15 protein-coding genes are annotated in these 23,619 nt (G+C 37.2%); 6 read left to right on the forward strand and 9 right to left on the reverse strand.

Annotated elements, in window-relative coordinates; all coding sequences use genetic code 11:
- Positions 1-6 precede the first annotated feature (6 nt).
- On the reverse strand, positions 7-846 hold the full coding sequence (gene purU / locus BM207_RS09995; protein WP_090993544.1) for a formyltetrahydrofolate deformylase: 840 nt from the start codon (positions 844-846) through the stop codon (positions 7-9).
- 58 nt (positions 847-904) lie between these two features.
- On the opposite strand from purU, the gene BM207_RS10000 reads away from it, so the two are divergent.
- On the forward strand, positions 905-2,179 hold the full coding sequence (locus BM207_RS10000) for a DNA recombination protein RmuC (protein WP_090993546.1): 1,275 nt from the start codon (positions 905-907) through the stop codon (positions 2,177-2,179).
- Positions 2,180-2,181: 2 nt separating this feature from the next.
- Here the strand turns inward: BM207_RS10000 and BM207_RS10005 are convergent, their stop codons facing one another.
- The 3 genes from BM207_RS10005 to nadA all read right to left on the reverse strand — a co-directional run bounded on the left by BM207_RS10005 (position 2,182) and on the right by nadA (position 5,205).
- Positions 2,182-2,985 carry an alpha/beta hydrolase gene (locus tag BM207_RS10005; protein ID WP_090993548.1) on the reverse strand — a complete coding sequence of 268 codons (804 nt, stop codon included), beginning with the start codon at positions 2,983-2,985 and terminating at the stop codon, positions 2,182-2,184.
- A 2-nt stretch (positions 2,986-2,987) separates the two neighbouring features.
- Positions 2,988-4,028, reverse strand: coding sequence for a thiamine-phosphate kinase (gene thiL, locus BM207_RS10010; protein WP_090993550.1), 1,041 nt, complete (start codon positions 4,026-4,028; stop codon positions 2,988-2,990).
- Positions 4,029-4,206: 178 nt separating this feature from the next.
- Positions 4,207-5,205: a quinolinate synthase NadA gene (gene nadA, locus BM207_RS10015; RefSeq protein ID WP_090993552.1), complete on the reverse strand. Its 999-nt coding sequence runs from the start codon at positions 5,203-5,205 to the stop codon at positions 4,207-4,209.
- 445 nt (positions 5,206-5,650) lie between these two features.
- On the opposite strand from nadA, the gene nadB reads away from it, so the two are divergent.
- Both nadB and BM207_RS10025 read left to right on the forward strand, forming a co-directional pair.
- On the forward strand, positions 5,651-7,237 hold the full coding sequence (gene nadB, locus BM207_RS10020; protein ID WP_090993554.1) for an L-aspartate oxidase: 1,587 nt from the start codon (positions 5,651-5,653) through the stop codon (positions 7,235-7,237).
- Between the two features lie 20 nt (positions 7,238-7,257).
- A complete protein-coding gene (locus BM207_RS10025) occupies positions 7,258-7,770 on the forward strand; it encodes a gamma carbonic anhydrase family protein (RefSeq protein ID WP_090993556.1) in 513 nt (170 codons plus the stop codon).
- On the opposite strand, the gene BM207_RS10030 is transcribed toward BM207_RS10025, so the two are convergent.
- The 4 genes from BM207_RS10030 to BM207_RS10045 all read right to left on the reverse strand — a co-directional run bounded on the left by BM207_RS10030 (position 7,767) and on the right by BM207_RS10045 (position 14,231).
- Positions 7,767-9,440 carry an Ig-like domain-containing domain gene (locus BM207_RS10030; protein ID WP_090993558.1) on the reverse strand — a complete coding sequence of 558 codons (1,674 nt, stop codon included), beginning with the start codon at positions 9,438-9,440 and terminating at the stop codon, positions 7,767-7,769. The genes BM207_RS10025 and BM207_RS10030 overlap by 4 nt on opposite strands.
- Before the next feature lie 121 nt (positions 9,441-9,561).
- Complete coding sequence (gene mnmG, locus BM207_RS10035; RefSeq protein WP_090993561.1) at positions 9,562-11,424, reverse strand: tRNA uridine-5-carboxymethylaminomethyl(34) synthesis enzyme MnmG; 1,863 nt, start codon at positions 11,422-11,424, stop codon at positions 9,562-9,564.
- 101 nt (positions 11,425-11,525) lie between these two features.
- On the reverse strand, positions 11,526-13,394 hold the full coding sequence (locus BM207_RS10040; protein WP_090993563.1) for an ABC-F family ATP-binding cassette domain-containing protein: 1,869 nt from the start codon (positions 13,392-13,394) through the stop codon (positions 11,526-11,528).
- Between the two features lie 231 nt (positions 13,395-13,625).
- On the reverse strand, positions 13,626-14,231 hold the full coding sequence (locus BM207_RS10045) for a GIN domain-containing protein (RefSeq protein ID WP_090993565.1): 606 nt from the start codon (positions 14,229-14,231) through the stop codon (positions 13,626-13,628).
- Positions 14,232-14,734: 503 nt separating this feature from the next.
- Here BM207_RS10045 and BM207_RS10050 point away from each other — a divergent pair.
- From BM207_RS10050 to BM207_RS10060, 3 genes are all read left to right on the forward strand, one after another.
- The gene (locus tag BM207_RS10050) at positions 14,735-16,249 is read left to right on the forward strand and encodes a DUF2271 domain-containing protein (RefSeq protein ID WP_090993567.1); all 1,515 of its coding nucleotides are present in this window, start codon (positions 14,735-14,737) and stop codon (positions 16,247-16,249) included.
- The gene (locus BM207_RS10055; protein ID WP_218155041.1) at positions 16,230-16,871 is read left to right on the forward strand and encodes a PepSY-associated TM helix domain-containing protein; all 642 of its coding nucleotides are present in this window, start codon (positions 16,230-16,232) and stop codon (positions 16,869-16,871) included. The genes BM207_RS10050 and BM207_RS10055 overlap by 20 nt, the downstream gene beginning before the upstream one ends.
- A 63-nt stretch (positions 16,872-16,934) precedes the next feature.
- Complete coding sequence (locus BM207_RS10060) at positions 16,935-23,162, forward strand: alpha-2-macroglobulin family protein (RefSeq protein WP_090993569.1); 6,228 nt, start codon at positions 16,935-16,937, stop codon at positions 23,160-23,162.
- Here the strand turns inward: BM207_RS10060 and ybeY are convergent.
- Positions 23,155-23,583: an rRNA maturation RNase YbeY gene (ybeY, locus tag BM207_RS10065; protein ID WP_090993932.1), complete on the reverse strand. Its 429-nt coding sequence runs from the start codon at positions 23,581-23,583 to the stop codon at positions 23,155-23,157. The genes BM207_RS10060 and ybeY overlap by 8 nt on opposite strands.
- Positions 23,584-23,619: the final 36 nt, after the last annotated feature.

The raw sequence follows: 23,619 nt of genomic DNA on the forward strand, positions 1-23,619 counted from the left end.
GCCTTTCTATTCAAATACAATCGTTTTATTCCCACTAATAAAAACCCTATCTTCTAAAACCTGTTCCAGTGCTTTACTCAATACCGCCTTTTCAATTTCTCTTCCTCCAATGGCCATTTGTTTCGCATTTAAAGTATGGTTTACATGAATTGTTTGCTGATTAATAATCGGCCCTTCATCTAAATTATTGGTTACAAAGTGTGCGGTAGCGCCAATAATTTTAACCCCTCTTTCAAAAGCTTGCCTATATGGACTAGCCCCAACAAATGCTGGTAAAAAAGAATGATGAATGTTGATTATCTTATTTGGGTATTGCTGTATAAATTCAGGAGAAAGTATTCTCATAAATTTAGCCAATACAATATAATCTAGCTCATAGTTTATTAATAATTGTACCATTTCCCGTTCAAAATCTGCTTTACTTTTATTTTCATGAGCTACATAGAAAAAAGGAACTCCCATCTTTTCGGCAAACTCTTGCAGCGTGGAGTGGTTTCCGATTACACATTTAACAACTGCTCCCAAAGTTTTAAAATGAGCTCTAACCAAAAGATCAGCTAAACAATGAAATTCTTTAGTTACTAAAACAGCTATGTTTTTCTCTTTTTTTGTAACGAGATTAACTTTTGCCTCAATGGGTAAAACAGCTATCAATTCTTGCTTTAAAACCAACTTGTCTGTTATAATTCCACTACAGGCTATTCGTGTAAAAAACTTGTTTTCCGTTTCATCCACAAACTCTCTCATAGCAATAATGTTAAGTTTGTGTAAAGCCAAAATTCTTGTAATGTCAGTTACCAAACCAACCTTATCTTTACATTGTATAAGAATTAACAAATTGTTCATGGGGTAAATATAATCTCCCTTAATTTATATTTTGTTATTTTGACTAAAAATTTAAAGAATGGAAATCGCTGCTATCGCTCTATTGTTGCTTATTTTATTGGTCCTTTTCATCCTGCTGTTGCGTAAACCGCTTGTTCATAAAAACGATGAAACATTTACTTATCTGAAAGAAGAAAAACAAAAATTAGCAGATGAGTTAAATGATCTACGTGAACGTTTTAATGATGAACGTAGTAAGTTAATACAAACGGAAGCACTTTTAAATTTACAACGAGATAAATTTAAAGAACAACAGCAAAGCCTGGCAGAATTACAAGAAAAATTTACGCTCACTTTCTACGATATAGCTCATAAAATATTAGACGAAAAAACTGCAAAATTTACACTGCAGAATCAAAATAATCTCGATACAATCTTGAGTCCGCTAAAAGCAAATATTAAAGCTTTTGAAGAAAAAGTCGATAAGGTTTACAAAGATGAAGCCGCAGAAAGAAACCATTTAAAAGGAGTTATCTTTCAATTAATGGATCAAAGTAAGCAAATCCAAACAGATGCAAATAATTTAACCAAGGCATTAAAGGGTGACAATAAAAAACAAGGAAACTGGGGAGAAGTAATTTTAGAGCGCGTGCTGGAAAGTTCTGGTTTAACGAAAGGGAGGGAATATAGGACTCAGACTAGCCTTAAGAACGACGAGGGCGCTAAATTACAACCAGATGTAGTCATTGACCTTCCAGATGAAAAACATTTGATTGTAGACGCTAAAATTAGTTTAGTTGCTTATGAAGAAATGATGAATGCATCCACAGAGGAGGAAAAAGTTTTAAATTTAAAGCGACATTTAATTTCTATAAAGTCTCATATAGATGGTTTAGCAAGCAAAAATTACCAAAATCTTTATCAAATTAACTCTCCTGATTTTGTGCTGCTCTTTATGCCTATTGAGTCTTCTTTTAGCATTACCGTACAGGCCGATCATGAGCTATTCAATTACGCTTGGAATAGGAAAGTGGTAATTGTGAGTCCAACAACCTTGTTAGCTACTTTACGTACCATTGCCAGTATATGGAAAGTAGACCGACAGAACAAAAATGTTTTCGAAATTGCCGAAGAGGCTGGTGCATTGTACGATAAGTTTGTAGGTTTCTTAACAGATATGGAAAAAATCGGAAAACATTTAGATCTTTCCCAAAAGGCCCATGAAGAAGCTTTTAAAAAACTACAATATGGCAGTGGAAATCTCATTGGTAAAGTAGAAAAAATCAAAAAGCTAGGTGCAAAAACTAAATCGAATAAGCAGATAGATGCAAGATTTTTGGGAGAGGAGGAATAACATTACTTCCCCTTTGCATACATCTTCAACAGCGTTTGATAAATGCTATTATGAAGTATTGTTAAATGATTTTCCTTTTCAAAAAATTCAAAACTTACTTTTAAGCCTTTAGATTTTAGGAGGCTTTCAGCAAGTTTTTTGGCATCTTCTTTCATTACCTTACCTTCTTCGCCAACGGCAATAAAGACATTGATATTGCTAATTTTTTGTCTGTTTATCTTATCATCAACATGGTTTAAAAGCGATTCATTATCCCACCATAAGCTTGGGCTAACAATAATGTAATTGTTAAAAATATGAGCTCTTTTTATTAAAATCTCTGTGGCTAACAAGGCCCCAAACGACTGTCCAATAACAGTTTTTGATTCGTTAGTCTTAAAATTATTTTCAACAAAGGGCTGTAATTCTTCAGCTAAAAAGTTAATGAATTTAGTTGAACTACCTGTAGTTGGAAAATCGGTTTTATCTTTTACGATCGTTGTTGGAAAGGTAAAATCCTTTCTTCTATCAACATTTGCAATGCCAACAATAATAGATTTTGGCATTGCTTCAATCATCGTCAAAAACTGAACTAAACCTGTAATGTGTATAAAATCTTCATTTACAGAACCATCGAGCAGATAAATAACCGGGTAAGTCTTTGTCGAATCCGGATGATAACCTTCTGGGGTGTATATGTTTAAAACTCTGTTTTCATTTAATATTTTTGAAGGCAGCTCATATGTTTTTCCTATGATAAGATTTTTTTGAGCCAAACAAAAATTAGCTATTAATAATAACAAGAAAAATAAACTGCCTTTTTTCATATTTAACCTTTAAAAGCATTCCAACCCTGCGCTTTTAATTCATGCGAAACGTTTGATTTGGAAATCATATTACATCCAGCATTTTTATCTGTTATATGGCCAATGATGCTAATATCCACATCGTTTTTTAGTTTGCTATAATCGGCTTGTTTAATCGTAAATAATAGTTCATAATCTTCTCCGCCATTAAGTGCACAAACAGTTGGGTCTAAGCCCAATTCCCGAGCTGTATCGTAAGTCATCGGATCAATGGGAATTTTCTCTTCGTAAAGCGTACATCCCTTATCAGACTGTGTACAGATATGCAAAATTTCCGATGCCAAACCATCAGAAACATCTATCATCGATGTTGGCTTTATTTTCATTTGAGATAATAAATCAACAATATCCCTTCTCCCTTCTGGCTTTAACTGACGCTCAATAATATAATCCTTACCTTCTAAATCTGGTTGTAATTGTGGATTTTCTAAAAAGATCTGCTTTTCTCTTTCTAAGATCTGCAAACCTACATAAGCTCCTCCCAAATCACCAGAAACGCATATTAAATCTCCTTCTTCAGCACCATTGCGATAGCAAACATCTGCAGCATCTGCAAAACCAACACTGGTTACGCTAATAACCAATCCCTGTTTACTCGATGAGGTATCACCACCTATTAAATCAATATTAAACTTATTGCAAGCTAGTTCTATCCCTTTATAAATTTCTTCAACTGCTTCTAATGGAAATTTACTTGATAATCCTATCGATACAGTAATTTGCGTTGCAATACCATTCATGGCATAAATATCACTTAGATTAACCTGAACCGCTTTATATCCAAGATGCATTAAGGGTACGTAAGCTAAATCGAAATGAATTCCTTCTAATAATAAATCTGTTGAAATTAAGGTTTGTTTCCCAGTAAAATCTAATACCGCTGCATCATCTCCAATGCCTTTTATGCTGCTTTCATGTTGTATTTTAAAGCTATTTGTCAAGTGTTTTATTAAACCAAATTCTCCTAGTTCTGAAATTGCTGTCCGTTCTTTATTTTCAAACATGTTTTTCTTTTTTATTTTATAATATTGGTGTCATTAATAATAATATTACCGTCGTTGCGAGGAGTATTATCGTCATTGCGTGTAATATTACCGTCATTGCGAGCGCAGCGAAGCAATCGTTACTCAAATTATACTTTAGATTGCTTCGCTGCGCTCGCAATGACGCAAATTTGTGCGTCTACAGCCCTAATTTTGCTGATATTTCTAACATTCTTTCAATTGGTTTACGAGCCTGAACAATAATATCAGCTGGCACAGTAACTTCTGGTAAACCATTTTTAAGACATAGGTATAATTTTTCCAAAGTATTTCGTTTCATGTAAGGACAATCATTACACGCACAATTGTTATTCGGTGGTGCCGGAATAAACGTTTTATGAGGATTAGCTTTCTCCATTTGATGAATAATTCCACTTTCCGTAGCAACAATAAATTCGGTAGCTTCGTTATGAATACTATATTTCAATAAGCCAGTTGTACTGCCAATGTAATCAGCCATTTGCAATACGGATTCTTCACACTCCGGATGCGCAATAAATTTTGCATTTGGATGACGCTCTTTTAACTTGGTAATTTTCTCTCTAGAAAATATTTCGTGTACCATACAAGCTCCATTCCACAATACTAAATCTCTGCCCGTTTTTTTAGCTACCCAAGCGCCTAGGTTTTTATCTGGGCCGAAAATAATTTTCTGATCCTTAGGTAAACTTTCCACAATTTGCACCGCATTTGTCGATGTACAAACTATATCACTTAAGGCCTTTAACTCTGCAGTACAATTCACATAGGTAATCACTAAGTGATCAGGATATTTTTCTTTAAATTTTTTAAATAGATGAGGCGGACAACTATCTGCTAAAGAACATCCGGCCTTCAAGTCTGGTAATAAAACAGTCTTTTCTGGCGACAATATTTTGGCTGTTTCTGCCATAAAATGAACACCTGCGAAAACGATTACATCAGCTTCTGTTTTTGCCGCTTCTTGCGATAAACCCAGGCTATCGCCTATATAATCTGCAATATCTTGTATATCAGGTTCTTGATAATAGTGTGCTAAGATGATTGCATTCTTTTCCTTTTTTAATTTTTCAATCTCTTCAAACAAATCCAATGTTGGATCTATCTGTTCTTCTACAAACCCCTTTCTGTTTAATTCTTCTAGGATATCTATGCTCATTTGTATAAAATTTTATTAGGCTCTTTTTGATGGTGTAAAGTTAACAGCTTTTAACACTTCAATAATTATTAATTATTTTAAATAAATAGATTCTTATTGTTTATTAGGATGTTGGTACTGTGAATAAGTTATTAATTAAAATAGTAAGATATGAGTTATTAGATACTTACTAACATTGATATGATATTTTTATTTTAAATATCAACTGATTCACAATGGTATACTATTTAGACTAAAAACTTACCAATATAAAAATGTGCATTGATTGGTGTGTTGTTAAAAGTTAATAAACTATGCAAAGTTGCTTAAAAATAATGTAAAAGATTGTGTCAAATTACCTTTTTACCTTAGCTTTAAACATTCAAAAATAGTTGTTGGTTTAATTTAGACATTCCTTCCACATAAATAGGGGTGTTATTAACAAGTTTGAATTTATTAACGTTTAATGAGAGAAGTTGATTTTTTAGTTATAGGATCGGGTATTGCGGGTTTAAGTTTTGCATTGAAGGCAGCAAACTATGGAAAAGTATTGATTGTTACGAAGTCTAATGAAGACGAATCTAATACAAAATATGCCCAGGGTGGGGTTGCTGTGGTAGTTGATGAGTCTGATTCGTTTGAAGATCATATCCATGATACCCTAGTTGCAGGAGATGGATTATGTAATCAAAATATTGTTGAGATAGTTGTTAAAGAAGGACCACAACGCATTCAGGAAATTATTGATTATGGAATTAACTTCGACAAAAATACTGCCGGAGTTTTTGATTTAGCAAAGGAGGGAGGGCACTCTGCACATCGTGTACTCCATTATAAGGATATTACTGGGTATGAAATAGAAAATGTGTTGCTTAAGCAGATCCATGAAAATGAGAATATTGAGATATTAACACATTACTTTTGCTTAGAGTTAATTACTCAACATCATTTAGGTGTACATGTGGATAAGAGTAGTGATAATATAAGTTGCTTTGGTATATATGCCTTTAACACAGAGCTTAACGATGTGGAAAAGATTTTAGCAAAGGTAACAGTTATGGCGTCTGGTGGTGCAGGGCACATTTACGCTAACACAACCAATCCAGTTATAGCCACTGGAGATGGAATGGCGATGGTATATCGTGCTAAAGGTAAAGTAAGGAATATGGAGTTCATTCAATTTCATCCTACGGCACTTTATCACCCTGGAGAGTACCCTTCATTTTTGATTTCGGAAGCGGTAAGAGGTTTTGGGGGTATTTTAAGAAGGAGAAATGGCGAAGAGTTTATGTATGAATATGACGAGCGTGGATCTTTAGCACCACGCGATATTGTAGCTCGTGCAATTGATGCAGAGATGAAGAAGTCGGGAGACGACTTTGTATATCTTGACATTACGATGCGTAAAAAGGATGATATTTTGAACCACTTTCCTAATATTTATGCAAAATGCCTATCTATTGGGATAGACATGACGAAGGATTTTATCCCGGTAACTCCTGCGGCACATTATATGTGTGGAGGAATTTTAGTGGATGAGTTTGGTAAATCATCTATTCATAATTTGTATGCCTGTGGCGAGGTTTCTTCAACTGGTTTGCATGGAGCCAATCGGTTGGCTTCCAACTCATTATTAGAAGCTACTGTTTTTGCACATCGTATTTTTGTTTCAGCAATTGAAAATTTTGCAAACAGCGAAATTCCAACGAATATTCCAGAATGGAATGAACAAGGAGTAACCCAATCAGATGAAGATATTTTAGTTACCCATAATCTTCGTGAAACGCAAAAAATAATGAGTGACTATGTGGGTATAGTTCGGTCTGATTTCAGGTTAGATCGTGCAATGCGACGGTTGTTCTTATTGTATGAAGAAACAGAAGAATTTTATAAAAAGAATAAAGTTTCGGTTAAGCTTTGCGAATTAAGGAATGTTATTCAAGTATCCTATATGGTGATTAAATCAGCTGTGGCTAGGAAAGAAAGTAGGGGACTACATTATAATACAGATTATCCTAACCATGCGCAAGAGCTGGTTGATACGATTATTTAATAAATCGAAACAATTATACTATGCCAGTTATACTACCAGTTAAAAATGTGCATCCTAAATGGGGTGAAGAATGTTTTATTGCGCCTAATGCAACCATTGTTGGAGAAGTTGTAATGGGTCATAGTTGTTCAGTTTGGTTCAATGCGGTTGTTAGGGGGGATGTGAATGCCATTACTATTGGTAATGAAACTAATATTCAAGACGGTGCAGTTATTCATGCTACGTATTTAAAAGCCTCTACGCACATAGGAAATAGAGTTTCTGTTGGTCATAATGCAATTGTACATGGATGTATGGTAAAGGATAATGTTTTGATAGGCATGGGTGCTATTGTAATGGATCATGCAATAATAGAAGAGTTTTGTATTATTGCAGCTGGTTCAGTAGTTCTTGAAAATACCATATGTGAATCAGGATATTTATATGCAGGCACACCAGCAAAAAAAATAAAGCCCATCACAGAAGAGCAAAGGGCTTTATTAGCGAAACTACCTGACAACTACATTATGTATGCTGACTGGTTTAATACTTAATCTTTGGTAGGCTTCGGCTCAGGTTCTTTTTTCGTTGTAGATGGTGGTGGTGGCACGGCCCAAGTAAATATTTGTTCCCAATTAGCTCTCAAGGCTATTTCTTGGGGATTGTTAAATGTTTTTTCTGGTTGTGTGCCCAGTGCCAAGCTTCCAGTATCCCATTTACCATTTTTATTTTCATCGTATATGATACGCGTGGCATATGTGGCCACTCTGTAATTCGCAAATTTAATTGTTCTGTTTTTTGTAATCACTTCTGTGGCTACCACGTCTTTTTTCTCATTTAAAATTTCTAATACGTAACTTTTAGTGGTATCGGGAATTTCTATTTTTAGCACAAAAGTTCCATAATCGTCAGCACTTGCAAGCTTAAATGTTTTTTTGAACTCTTTATTTTTTACACCGAATATTCCGGTAATTGCACCTTCAGCGAACAGTAGACTATAGGCAGCTTTTTTTCGCCAAGGATAATTCAAGTTATATACCAAGAAATTCGTGCTATCTTGTGAAAATGTAAAATTAGTTCGTGGAATTGAATCTTCAGTTAGTTTGATTTTGGTTAGATCAACGTTTTCTATTGGAAAATTAAAGATTAGTCTGTAAGGGCGATAGGGATTAAGCATACCAATTTCCAGATTATCTGCTACGACCAAAGCTCTAGCATAAGTGTCTTTTTTGTCTCTGTTGAAGATAATAGTATCTAAAGACTTTCCTTCATTTTTAAGCTCAATGCGCACAGAATCAAAGGTTAGATCTTGCAACCATAACCTAAGGGAATCATTTTTTTGACTAAATCTTAAGAGTTTGGAATCATCTATTGATTTTTGATCTAGCACAGTTATGTCTGGTTTTGAAAGTTGTTGGTTAAATATCATGCTGATGCTTCCATCATTATTTAACTTCCGATCCACAATTCTAAAGGTCTGCGCCAGCTCCTTAAATACTCCTATGTCTACATTTGTGGTATCTTTTGTCAAAATAATTGGCTCTTTTACAAAACCTATTTCGTCTGTTCGCTGTTGGTATACTTTATCGCCAGCCGTTTCTTTCAAAGCATAAATTTTATACGTGTCTTTCTTTAGGTTCTTCAAGCTATAATAGCCGCTACTATCTGTCGATGTGGAAATAGAAGCTCTCTTTTTACCAAAAATAGAATCCCTTGAAAGTGGGAGTATAAAAACAGTGGCGTCAATTTCAGGTTTTCCTGTTAAAAGATTAGTTACTTTTCCACTGATGCTTAAAGAATCTAAAAATGCACCGGTTGAAAAAGCATAAGTTAGATTTTTCAAGACATTAGATTCATGTATATCTGCAATTGCTTTTCCAAAGTTCAAGGTATATGTGGTATTTTTTTCTAAACTATCTTGAAATATGATTTCTAATTTTTTACCATCTTTCTTAAGCAAAGGGGGGCGTTCCTGCTCAGGAGAAACTGAAAACTCTTTGGATTCATTTTGAATATTGAAATATTCATCAAATGTGATAACAATTTTTTGGCTATTGAAATTGGTGGTTAAATTTTTAGGCTCCATCTTTAAAACTTTAGGAGGAGTTTTGTCAACCGGACCACCTTCTGGATTTCGCATGCTGGCGCAGCCATAAATGCAAAGAATAAAGAGAACTAATGTTTTCCAATAGTTGTCGGCAGACGGCATTGTTTTTTTAGTCATTTATCTGATGCGTGTTTAATTTTTATACTTTTTGGAACAATAACATTAAAAGAGCAAGATAAGCGCTTAAATCGCTTTAAATTGCATTATTTTAACGTGCTGTTTTTCAATCGTTTAGGGTTTATTTTGTAATATGGACCATTAAGACTGAAATATCTGAGGGCGATACACCAGATATGCGAGATGCTTGCCCTAATGTTCTCGGTTTTATTTTTAATAGTTTTTCCCTGGCTTCTTTTGATAGTGAAAGTAATTTGGTATAATCAAAATCTGGATTAATTGATTTGTCTTCCATTTTTTGCATTTTGTTTACAATTTCATTTTCCTTTTCAAAGTAACTCTCATATTTTATTTTAATTTCTGCTTGCTCAATGGTTTCTTTATCGAATGTATTCAAGAGATCATTAAATGGTCTACTTACCTTCCGGATATCTTCAATGCCAACCTGCGGTCGGCTCAGTACATTAAATAACTTAACGTTCTGATTAAGGGTTGCAGTACCTAAGCTTGCTAATAAGTCATTCGCGCTACTCATATCAATACCTTGTTTTTTAGTAAAGTTAACAATGGCATCAGCGTTTTCTACTTTGCGATTCACAATAGCTAAGCGTTCATCATCGATGAGGCCTAGCTTGTGAGCAATAGGAGAGAGCCTGATATCAGCATTGTCTTGTCTCAACAGTAATCTATGTTCTGCTCTTGAAGTAAACATTCTATAGGGTTCTTCTGTTCCTTTGGTCACTAAATCATCTATTAAAACACCGATGTATGATTCAGATCGTTTCATGATCAGTTCGTGTTGTTCATTTATCTTTAAGTGAGCATTAATTCCCGCTATAAAACCCTGACTAGCAGCCTCTTCGTATCCCGTAGTGCCATTAATCTGCCCTGCAAAGAATAAGTTGCTGATAAGTTTGGTTTCTAATGTTAAAGAAAGTTGCGTAGGTGGAAAATAATCATATTCTATGGCGTAACCCGGCCTAAACATTTTTGCATTTTCGAAACCCGGTATTTTTCTAAGCGCCTTGTATTGGATGTCCTCAGGTAGGGAAGTAGAGAATCCATTTACATAGATTTCACAAGTATTCCAACCTTCTGGTTCTACAAATATTTGGTGCCTGTCCCTTTCTGCGAAGCGATTTATTTTGTCTTCGATGGAGGGACAATATCGTGGACCAAGGCCTTTGATTCGTCCTGTAAACATTGGAGATTTTTCAAATCCTTCTTTCAGTGTTTCGTGAACGTCGTTATTCGTATAGGTTATCCAACAGCAACGTTGTTCAACCGGCCTTTCTACGTTGGTATAAGAGAAGCGGCCCGGGTTTTCATCGCCCCACTGCTCTTCCATTTTTGTATAGTCTAGCGATCTACCATCAATTCGTGGAGGTGTTCCTGTTTTCATTCTTCCTGCATCGAAACCTAATGAAGTAAGTTGTTCGGTTAATCCAGTAGCGGCTTTTTCTCCAGTTCTACCGCCACCAAATCTTTTCTCGCCAATATGGATTAGACCATTTAAAAAAGTCCCATTAGTAAGCACAACGCTTTTAGCTTTTATCTCAACACCTAAAGCTGTTTTCACGCCAATTATCGTGTTGTTTTTAACGATTAAACTGCCTACCATTTCTTGCCAAAAGTCGACATTTGGAGTGGCCTCCAGCGCGAAACGCCATTCTTCAGCAAATCTTTTTCGATCGTTTTGAGCTCGGGGGCTCCACATCGCAGGGCCTTTCGAAAGGTTTAGCATTCTAAACTGCAAGGTGGTTTTATCGGCGATTATACCAGAGTAGCCGCCCATCGCATCAATTTCTCTCACGATCTGGCCCTTTGCTACGCCACCCATAGCCGGGTTGCAACTCATCTGTGCGATGGTTTCCATGTTCATGGTTATTAATAGAACGGAAGAACCCAGGTTTGCGGCTGCAGCTGCTGCTTCGCATCCTGCGTGACCCGCGCCCACCACTATAACATCGTATTCTTTAAACATATATTTTGACTTGTTTCACGTGAAACACTAAGGTTAATTTTGTTAATTTTTTCCTGTTTCACGTGAAACAGAAATCTTTTCGCTGATTAGAATGTCTTGATTTAGTTTCCCGCCCTGTCAGACAATTCTACCCAACGTTGCATTATATTTTCTAAATCAACATTTAGTGCTTCAATTTGAGAAGCCTTTTCTTGGATTTTTTTATAATCAACACTGTCTATATTTGCCATCGATTTTGTCAATTCTTCAATCTCATTCTCTTTCTCCGCAACTGTTTCTTCAATCTCATCTAATTCTTTTTGCTCTTTGAAAGTTAGTTTTTTGCTTTCCTTCGTCGAGGTGTTTGGCTCTTGGGTCTTTGCTTTTGGGAGGGGAATATCTTTAGCGTTATCCAAACTAATTCGATATTCAGAATAGTTTCCATTGTAAATACTCACGCCCCCGTTGCCCTCCATAATAAATAACTGTTCACTCATTTTGTCTAACAGGTATCTATCATGGGAAACTAAAATTAATACGCCAGGGAAATTCTCCAAAAATTCCTCTAAAACATTTAATGTGTCAATGTCAAGATCATTGGTAGGTTCATCTAGAATTAAGAAGTTCGGATTTTGCATCAGCACCTTCATGAGATGTAATCTTTTCTTTTCACCGCCACTTAGTTTTTCAACCATTCCATGCTGTTTTTTTGGCGGAAAAAGAAACAGTGTTAATAGGGCAGAGGCTGAAATAGTTTGCCCATCTGCCATTTTAATATATTCAGCATCCGATTTTACAATATCTATTACACGCTCCTTTTCGTTAAACGCTAATCCCCCTTGTTTGTAATAACCATATACAGTTGTGTCTCCAACATCTACATTTCCTTTTTCAGGCTTTAGAAATCCAGTAATAATATTCAATAATGTAGACTTCCCGGTTCCATTTTTTCCAGCTAAACCAATTCTATCGCCTCGTTTAAATACATAAGAGAAATCATCAATAATTTTTTTATCATCGAAAGTTTGTCCGATATGATTTAGTTCTAAAATCTTATTACCCTGACGCGACATCTTGACATTAAGCGTAACTTTTTGATTGTCAGATCTTTGTTTAGTTTTTTCCTCTAAATCGTAAAAGGAATTAATCCTAGACTGTGACTTAACCGTACGTGCAGCTGGCATCCGCCTCATCCACTCCAATTCTTTCTTTAATAGGTTTTTGTTCTTCTGGAAAGTGCTTTCATCTGCGGCCTCTCTTTCGCTTTTTTTCTCTAGAAAAAATGCGTAGTTTCCATTGTAATTATAGATTTTCCCTCGATCAAGTTCAACAATGGTATTGCATACATTATCTAAAAAGTATCGGTCGTGCGTAACCAATAATATCGTTTTGTTACCAGAAGTTAATAGCTTTTCTAACCACTCAATTGTGTCGATGTCTAAATGGTTAGTAGGTTCATCCAACACGTAAATCTCAGGATCTTCGATCAGCAGCTTTGCTAGCGCTAAACGCTTTTTTTGTCCACCAGAAAGCGTACTTATTTTTTGTTGAAGATGATTTATGCCCATTCTACTTAGAATGGTTTTAATTTCATGCTCATACTCCCAGGCATTGTGTTCACTTAATTCTTCATACAAACGATTAAGCGTATTTTCATCAGGGTTAGGATCTTCTATCAACTCTTCGTATTCCTTGATCAGTTGCTGCTGCTTATTCTCTAATGAAAATATAAAGTCGCTAATGGAATAACCTTCCGGAAATGACGGCTCTTGATCTAGGAAGCCAATTTTAACAGATTTATTTTTGACTATCTTTCCTTCAAGGGGAGAAAATCGTTCGGCAAGGAGTTTAAGGAGGGTGCTTTTTCCGGCTCCATTAATACCAACCAAAGCCACACGTTGACCAGGGTTAATACCTAAAGTTAAATTTTTGAATAACCATTCATCATGGTATCCATGGCCTAAGCCCTCAGCTGCAATTAATGTACTCAATGTAGTTTTATCGATTTATCTTATAAGAAATTACAGCAAAAGTAAGGAATAATTTATTGGCTATGAATGTAAACCCATAATAACGCTTTGTTCGGTTAAAAAATTGCATGTAGATTAAATTGCAACTTGGCCATGGCACAATAAATTCTTTACAAAAAAGAAATGCGGACATCCACCCGCATTTCTAAACTAAAACTAAACTAAATTTATGATGGATTGTGTGCATTCAAATTATTCTGTGATACCGAAATCAATTGATTTAACTACTGGAATATCATTTTGCGAGCGGATTGAAGCGCTTTCTGAAACAAATGCATTCATATTCACTTTTGAAACATTGTTAACTGAAGCACTGTGCTCTAAAGTCGAACCAGTTAATGTTAGATCAGCATTACCTTTTACATTAGTAGTTAAGCTAATTGTATTCGTATTTAAATCTGCCTTCGCATTATCAGAGAGATTTATTGCTAAATCTAATGTGCTGAATTTTCCGAAAGTTTTAACGATTGCATTGTCCGACGCCGTGATGGCACTTAAATTGTTTACATATACCACAACAGTCAGTTTCTCTGTGTTGTAAGAGCTAACCCTTAGCTCGCCATCCTTTTGTTGAACCAGTGCGTTATTGGTATAGTAGTCGCTATATACCTTAACGCTTTCCTCAGCGCTTTGAACCAGGATCAGCTCAACATTGCCTGTAACGTCGATCCTGTTTACTTTTTTAACATCGCTTAAAACGGTTACTTTATGGTCATTCGCTTTAGAAATCATTGCAGTACTGGTTAATACAACTAAGGTTAAAACTGCTGCGATTAAATTTTTGATAGAAGTGTTCATGTTATTGTTATTTTAAAATTCTTTTTTATTTGCTAAACCGCCCGTTATCAGGCTGGTTTCGAATATAAGACTGCGTAAAGGGCAAAAGGTTGCACGGAAAATGGCTGTATTATACCAGTAGGGGTTAGCGCTCGACCAACGCCCTTAATTTTTCGACCAACTGGGCCTTTGAGGAATTCCGCTAGGCCCAATAGGGGTCGAGACTAACAACTCTATACTTTTCACAGGGTTTACACAGGGTGTTGACAGGGGGTTGATAGGGGGTTTACAGGGACAAACTCCCTATCAACTCCCTTTGTAATCCGAATAAAATATTTGTTGATTCTCTGTTAATTGTATGGACAACCTAGGTTTGAGTGCTTTAGAAGGTAGTAAACACCCCATTATTTGGCCGATAGATCCTTTTAAACAGTCAAACTCAATAAAAAAAAGCATCTACTTTGATTATTAATTCAAATTAAGATTTACATTTGTAGCTATTTAGAATTAAACTTAATAACAAGATGAAAATATTAGCTTCCATCCTAACGGGTTTACTGTTAATTGGCGGACAACCTATCGCAAAAAAAAGCATACCAAGCGCACATTTATACGTGTCTAATTATGAAAATGTTTTAGGTACATCCTTAGAGTTCAAATTTATAAGCTTGTATGAAGCGGAAGCCGAAAAGGCAGAACAGGCAGCTTTATCGGAGATCGAGAGATTGTCGGCGGTTTTTAGCGCATATGATGCTAATAGCGAATTTAGCAAGTGGATGAATAGCGATTTGAACAAACCTGTTAAGGTTTCGAGAGAACTCTTTGATATGTTACAACTTTTTGAGCAATGGAAAGAACGCACTGACGGCGCGCTTGATGCATCGGCCGCTGTTGCCAACAATTTGTGGAAAGAAGCAGCAAAGAGTCAAAAATTGCCGACTGCTGAACAACTTAAAGAGGCGGTACAAACAATGAATCAACAACATTATAGCTTAAATAAACAGGACCAAACAGCAACGCGACTTACAAACGCTCCCTTAATAATGAATACTTTTGCAAAGAGTTACATCATTGATCTATCATGTAATGCGGCACTTTCAAGTTCTAAAATCAAGGCTGCTATTGTAAATATTGGTGGTGATTTAGTGATAAAGGGAGATGTAAACGAGATTGTGAAGGTAACCAATCCTTTAGCAAATGCTGAAAATGATGCTCCGCTCGATCAGCTTTTAATTCAGCACAAAGCCATCGCTACTAGTGGAAATTACCGCAGAGGTGAACAAATAGGAAGGCATTGGTATTCGCATATTGTTGATCCCCGTACTGCAAGACCAGTTGATGGCGTGATTAGTGCTACCGTAGTTGCAGCAAATGCTACCGATGCAGGGGCACTGGCAACGGCATTTAACGTGCTATCATTAGCCGAAAGTAAAGCTTTAGCCGAAACGATTGAGGGTGCTGAATATTTAATCATAACGACTTCAGGTAAAAGAGTAGAAAGCAAGGGCTGGTCAACCTTAGTTGATCCGGCGAGCAAGCAGGCCAAAACTGTTGCGAATACGGAATATAGTGGCGCAGAAAAACTCTGGGATCCTAAATACGAGTTAAGCATTACATTCGAATTAAATGTAATTGCAGGAAATACACACAGGCCTTTTGCAGCTATCTGGGTAGAAAACGAGGATAGAAAATCGGTGCGTAACCTTGCCCTGTGGTATAATAAAACAAAATGGGTTCCGGATCTTAGAAATTGGTACAGAATTAACGGCGAGGTTTTTAAGGCTGATAAAGCCAATTATGCGTCGGTAACAGGAGCAACCCGTTCACCAGGCAAATACACCATCAAATGGGATGGGAAAGATGACAAAGGAAATTTAGTGCCACAAGGCAAATACACTATCATGATAGAAAGCTCCAAAGAGCATGGAACAGATGAAATTATTCGTCAGCCATTAGAGTTAAGAAAAGCCGCAAAAAAAGTGACTATTGCCGGGAATGTTGAAATTTCAAACGTAACTTTTGACTTCCGTAAAAAATAACCCCAAGAAGGCCCTTTCTAAAGCAAAAAGCCCCAAAAAAGAGGTAGCTAAGCTTTCGCGTTGGCTACATATTTACCTTTCCATGGTAAGTTTCGCCATTGTGCTGTTCTTCTCTGTAACGGGTTTAACTTTAAACCACCCTTCTTGGTTTGGCGGTGATAAACAGGTTATTGTTAAGAATAAGGGGTTATTAAATGTCGGCTGGGTAAACAACCCCGATACCAATAAGATTGCGAAGCTTGAGATCGTCGAGTTTTTACGTAAGAACTATCAGGTAAAAGGCGCCGTGAGCGAAATAAGAATTGATGATTATGAGGTGAGTGTTTCCTTAAAAGGGCCAGCCTATTCGTGTGATGCATTTATAAACCGGGAAACCGGTAGCTACGAAGTTTCAGAGGTCAAAATGGGGGTAATGGCTGTGATGAATGACTTACACAAGGGTAGAGATTCTGGTAAGGGATGGGGGTGGATCATTGATATATCAGCCGTATTTTTAATCTTGGTTTCCTTAAGCGGACTAATCTTATTATGCTTTATTAAGAAAAAACGTGTGGCAGGTTTTATTACCGGAGTTATTGGCCTATTGCTCTGCTATTTAATCTATGTAATATTTGTGCCCTAAGATTGGATTAAGATAATTTATGGAAACCGAGACAAAATACCATCTACAAATAAAACTCGGCTTATGAAATTTACGCTACACTTATTTCCCTTCTTAATCTGTCTCACACTGTTTAACGCTACTGCATTTGGCCAGAAATATACTATAGACGATTTTTATAAAGTCGATTCACTCGCAAATCAGGCCCAGCCGAAAGACGCACTTGCGATCATCGATAAAATGACTGTACAAGCCAGAGCCGAGGGTAATTCGTCAATGCTGATTAAATCCGTTATTTACAAAATGTTGTTCCAGCAATACCTGGAAGAGAATGCGTTTGATAAAATCTTAATTGACTTAAGAAAGGATATCAGTTTGGCAAAACAACCAGAGAAAAGCATTTTACAGTCCCTGCTGGCAGAAACCTATTGGAGGTTTTACCAGGCAAACCAGTGGAGAATCTCTCAGCGAACAAACGTAAACGCAAATATTGGCGACGATATCAATACTTGGTCGCTCCCAAAACTGACAGAGGAGATTACCAAAACTTTTTTAAGCTCTTTACAAGAAATTACGCTTTTGCAAAATACAAAAGTTGATGTGCTAGATAAGGTTTTAACGGGCGATAAATATAATAGGTCTTTCAGGCCCACATTATATGACTTACTGGCACATAGGGCATTAGATGTTTTCAGTAATACACAAATTGACATCACTCAAGCAAATAAAAGCGATAGCACTTCATTTTATAGTGAAGCGTTACAAATTTTCAAGAGCCTCCTGATATTTCACCACAATCGTCAAAACCAGGCGGCGCTTGCCGATGTTGAATTGAAGAGATTAAAGTTTATTTGGCTTAGAGATAATAATTACGAATTGTACACTGACGCTTTAAAAAATTTAGCGGAAAAAAGTCTACATACAGAAGTTTATGCAGATGTTTTATATGAGCTGGCATCGCTTTACAAGAACCATCAGGCTGCAGTTGGCATTTCTACACAAAATCTTGTTAAAGCGGTTGAAATGGGCAATAAAGCCATTGCTGCTTTCCCAAACAGCATTGGCGCTATTAATTCGGTAAATTTAATCAAGCAGATCAAATCAGTTGAGTTGACTACCCAAACCAAGGCTCAGCTTGAACCCCATAAAACAGCGCAACTTCATTTATCGTATAAAAACTTAGATACCATTTACTTTAAGTTATACAAAAGGCCCTTACAAGATCGAATTTATAATACCCTAAATAGCAAGAAAGAATTCTTCGGGTTTTTAGCAAAAAATGAACCTTTGAAACAATGGTTTATTATCGTTCCCAAAACTGCAGACTACCATACTCACAGCTTGGTGGCGACGATAGATCCGCTTAATCAGGGCAATTATTTGCTCATCTCGCAAAATAGGCTGGAAAATTCTGACCAAACCTTTTTCAGCTACTCAACTTTCAATGTTAGCGCCATGATCGTTACAGACAGGTTGGTTCATAATACCACTCACGAATTTTTTGTAACCAACAGCACCAGCGGCGCCCCCATGAAAGGGGTTACTATTCGGCAGAGGAGGGCTTCTGTGAAGGCCGTGGAAAGTGCACCCATCCTTACCAATGAATTAGGATATGCCAGTACAAACGAGATCCAGCAGATTAATTCTGCTATCGTGTCTTTGGGTAATGATTCGTTATTGATTAATATCAATAACTATAACAGAAGCTATAAGGCCGACGATGAAAAAAAAGTAATCCTATTTACTGACAGACCCATTTACCGCCCTGGGCAGACTGTTTTTTATAAAGGGCTTTATATTGGTTATCAGCATGACAAGAACTTATTGCTAACGAATGAAATAGTTGAAATTGCATTGAAAGATGTAAATGGTAAAGAAATCGAAAAAAAAGAGCTTCGTACCAACGAGTTTGGCACTTTTCAGGGTTCATTTACCATTCCCTTAGGGAAACTAAACGGCTTAATGAAACTGGAGACGCCTTATGGAGGCCTCGCGATCCAAGTAGAAGAATATAAAAGACCCACATTTGAAGTAGTATTTGATAAGCTAACGCAACGCTACCAGTTAAATGATAGTGTAAAAGTATTTGGTAAGGCTGTGGCCTTCGCTGGTTACTCTGTGAGCGATACTAAAGCTTCCTATAAAGTTTTTCGAAGGGCAATTTATGATTACGGGTTAAAAGACTATGATTATGCAGCCCTGTACGGAAGTATGGCATTTAATAGACAACAGGTTTCTTTCGGCAATATGGCAACGGGAGCCGACGGCAAGTTTGAATTGAGCTTTTTTGCTGAAGCCCCAAATGAAAGGTTGAACTATAGTTTTGAAATTGAAGTTACTGTTACGGATGTAAATGGCGAAACAAGTACAAAATCTACCACCATTAATGCAGGTAAAAAAGACATCTCACTCATTGTTAACAACAGCGCTGTTTTATTTGCAAGTTCAAAGACAGACAGCATCCCTTTTTTGGTAACTAACTTAAATCACGAACCTATTAAAGCTAATCTAAAAGCCGAATGGTTTTTGCTTGAGCCTCCAACTAGGTTAACCAACAAAAGCCCTTTTTATGCAGAGAAATACACTTTAAGCAAAGAAGAATTTATCAAGACCTTCCCTACTGATGATTACGACAGGGAATTTGATTTTGCTAAATGGCCGGTTTCAAAGAGCCAGTATCAGCAAAGTAGCACGGCCGATAAAGGACGGGGCAGGTTTACCTTCAACCAAAAGCAATTAACACCTGGCCATTACAAAGTTATATTTAGCGCCATTAATGATTTAAGCGACACCATAGCGGTTGAGCGATTTGTGGTAGTATACGGGCCAGAGCCTTCGATTATTAAAAGCAGCTCGGAATGGATTGTACCAGAATCAAATATCATTAGCCCAGGTGAAAGCGCTGTTTTTAGACTAGCCGGTTTATCGAAAAACAGCAGGGCCTATTACGAGCTTTATTACAAAAATAGGATTGAGGAAAGGGTATGGTTAAATCTTTCACCAAAGCAAACCGTGCTGAAAATTAAACCGAAAGCTAGTTATAAGGATGGGTTTGCCCTACAGTTTACGATGGTAGAAAATGGCACAATCTATAACTCATTACAACAAGTCTACTTCGTAGATCCAGCGTCACAGCTCGACATCAAATTTCTTACCTTTAGAAATAAGCTTCAGCCCGGTGAAAAAGAAAGCTGGAAGTTACAGATTAGCAATCGCCATGGCGAAAAAGAAATGGCCGAAATGGTAGCCACTTTGTATGATGCTTCTTTAGATAACTTTAAAACAATGAGTTGGAATACTAGCCCGAGGAGCAACTACGATTATCACAACTACACCTGGAAATTGAATGCCAACAATGTAAGTTATGGAAACTACCTTTGGTTTTTAAACACTTATAATGGGTACAGTGTAAAACCGAGAGTTTATGAAAACCTTAACCTTTTTGGCTACAATTATTATGGCGGTTACAACCAGGCTTATCGAAACTATATCGATTATGTTCAGTTCCTCGCTAAAAGAACCCTCTCACAGGAGGCGGTCAATAAGCTAGCCACACTAGCCAAGGGAACGCTTATTTATGGAGTGGTATACGATAGTCAGGGTTATACCATTCCCGGAGCGAGGGTAAGGGTTGGAAAATTATCTTCTACCGCTACTAACTTGGGAGTGTATGCCATAGCCGCAAAGGTGGGCGATGAGTTGACCGTTTCTTTTTTGGGATATAAACCGTTTAAAGTAAAAGTTGGGAAAAACAGAAGAATAGACGTTAGGCTTAAAAATGATGGAAGCTCGTTGAATGAGGTGGTGGTAACTAGCGCCGGAAGTAGTATACAAAGGAAGATGGAAGGGGATCCTGCAGTTCCACTAGTTTTACGGGGCAGCCGTTTAGGCGCAAACGAGTTAAAGGCCAAAGGCATCGTTGAAGATAATACCATTTATAGCCACGCGGACATGATAAGTTATGCGCCTAACAAATCCAATATTGTTCCTCGCACTAATTTCAATGAAACTGCTTTTTTCTACCCACAGTTAAGAACCGATGAAAATGGAGAAATAAAGATTGAATTTACCATTCCCCAATCGTTAACACGGTATAAAATGATGGGTTTTGCTCATACTAAGGATTTAAAAACAGCAACCATCAGCAATGAATTGATTACCCAAAAGGAATTAGCTATTTCTGCCAATGCGCCGCGCTTTTTCAGAGAAGGTGATACCATTTTATTCAGTGCAAAGTTGAATAATTTATCAGGCAAGAACCTAAAAGGGGAAGCAGAATTAGCACTCAAAAATGCCTTAACAGGAAGATCTATTCAGCTATTGGCAAAAGGGGATAGGTTAAACCAAGATTTCACCTTAGCTAATGAAGGAAATACGGTACTGAAGTGGAACTTAATTATTCCGTCGGGAGTAAGTGCCATTACCTATACGGTTGTGGCAAACGCTGGCAAGTTTAGCGATGGCGAGGAAATGACCATTCCCGTTTTGCCAAATTCGATGTTGGTTACCGAAAGCATGCCCATCAACGTTCGTGGGAATGCCAGCAAAACGTTTAACATGGAGAAGCTGATTACTTCGGGATCTTCTAAAACAATTAGAAATCAGGCACTCACATTTGAATTTACCGCAAATCCAATTTGGTACGCTATCCAGGCACTTCCCTACCTTATGGAATATCCTTATGAATGTGCTGAACAAACATTTAGTCGTTTTTATGCCAATAGTTTCGCAGCTGGAATTATCAATAGTTCCCCAAGAATCAAGGAAATCTTCCATCAATGGCAGCAAACTCAAAGTGGCGAAGCCTTGCTCTCGAACTTGGAGAAAAACCCAGAATTAAAATCAATTTTATTGGAAGAGACACCTTGGGTTAGACAAGTGGCTAGTGAAACCGAACGCAAAAAAAGATTAGCAACCTTATTCGATTTAAACCGGATGACTTATGAGCTAAAAAGCAATCTGGAAAAATTAGAGAAAATGCAATATAGCGATGGCTCTTTCCCTTGGTTTACGGGTATGCAAGGCAACCGTTACATTACCCAGCACATTGTTTTGGGTATTGGGCAGCTTAAAAAGCTAAAGCTAATTGACGACAAAGTATATCCCGCATTAACTACCATCCTCAATAAGGCCATTATCTATTTGGATAAGGAGTTGGTAAAAGATTACAATGGGGAAATTGCAGGCAGACAATTCGGATATATGCCTTTACATTATTTATATGCCAGAAGTTACACCAATCAGCTCAACAACGATCCAGCATTTGTAAAGGCAAAAGATTTTTATTTAAAGAAGCTGGCAGCAAACTGGAAAACATTTGATAGCTACCAATTAGGGCAAACCGCCTTAGTTTTATACAGGAGCGGGAATAAAGTCGAGCCCTTAAAAATCATGACTCTGCTAAAGCAAACAGCTCAGCAAAGCGATGAAATGGGGATGTTTTGGGCAAAAAACACCAGCGGTTGGTGGTGGTACCAAAGTCCAATCGAAACACAGTCGTTGTTAATTGAAGCATTTGATGAGGTTGCGGGAGATGTAAATGCTGTTGAGGAAATGAAAATCTGGTTATTGAAGCATAAACAGACCAACGATTGGAAAACGACCAAGGCAACTGCGGCGGCTTGTTATGCCCTGTTAATGAAAGGTTATGATTCACTTAGCGATTCGATCGAGCCAGTAGTTTTAATCGGCGGCAAAACCATTGCCGACTTAGGATTTGCCAATGCGCCAAAAGAAGCGGGAACGGGTTATCAAAAAATTGCTATTGCCGGTGCGGATGTTAGTCCGGAAATGGGAAAAGTAGCGGTAAAGAACAATAACAAATCCATTGCATGGGGAGCATTATATTGGCAGTACTTTGAGCAATTGGATAAAATTACGCCGGCCAATGCGGGTGTTAAGATCAAGAAGCAGTTGTTTATTCAAAATTCCAGCATAAAGGGCAATATCCTTAACCCTTTAACTTCAAACAAGGTGCTTAGTCCGGGTGACCTGGTAAAGGTTCGCATTGAAATCTATAACGATAGAGATATGGAATATGTGCATTTGAAAGACATGCGGTCGGCGGGTTTTGAACCTGTGAATGCGATTTCCAGGTACAAATATCAAGATGGTTTGGGCTACTACGAAAGCACCAAGGATGCGAGTACGAATTTCTTTATGGGTTACATGCGTAAAGGAACGTATGTCTTTGAATATGAGCTAAGGGTAACCCATGCGGGTAATTTTAGCAATGGGATAACCACTTTACAATGCATGTATGCTCCGGAGTTTACCACGCATAGCGAAGGCACAAGGGTTTCGGTTAGGTAAGGCTTATGCTTGCCAGGTAATAATCCTCTTTAGCCGTCATCAGTGTTTTGGCGGCTTTTGTTTTGTCTTTATAGCCCAATAAATGTAAAGTGCCATGAATCATTACCCGGCAAAGCTCCTCTAGGGTATCGGCTCCAAATTGCTGGGCGTTTTCTTTAATCCTGTCAACGCTGATAAATATATCGCCTACAATCGTTTTAGGCGCCTCTGCGTTATCGAAAGTAATTACGTCAGTATAATCGTCGTGTTGAAGATAATCTTGGTTTATACGCAATAAATATTCGTCTGAGCATAAAATGAAGTTTAACTCCGTTAGTTGATAGCCTTCTTCGGCAATTGTTGAGGCAATCCACGACCTGATTCTGGTCTTGTGCTTTAAGGTATGCGTGATGTCTTCTGTGAAAAAATTGATTTTTGGCATGTTTTTTAGCTCATGCGTCATTGCGAGGCACGAAGC

This window comes from Pedobacter insulae (genome assembly GCF_900113525.1).
In the GTDB taxonomy this organism is placed as follows: Bacteria; Bacteroidota; Bacteroidia; order Sphingobacteriales; family Sphingobacteriaceae; genus Pedobacter; species Pedobacter insulae.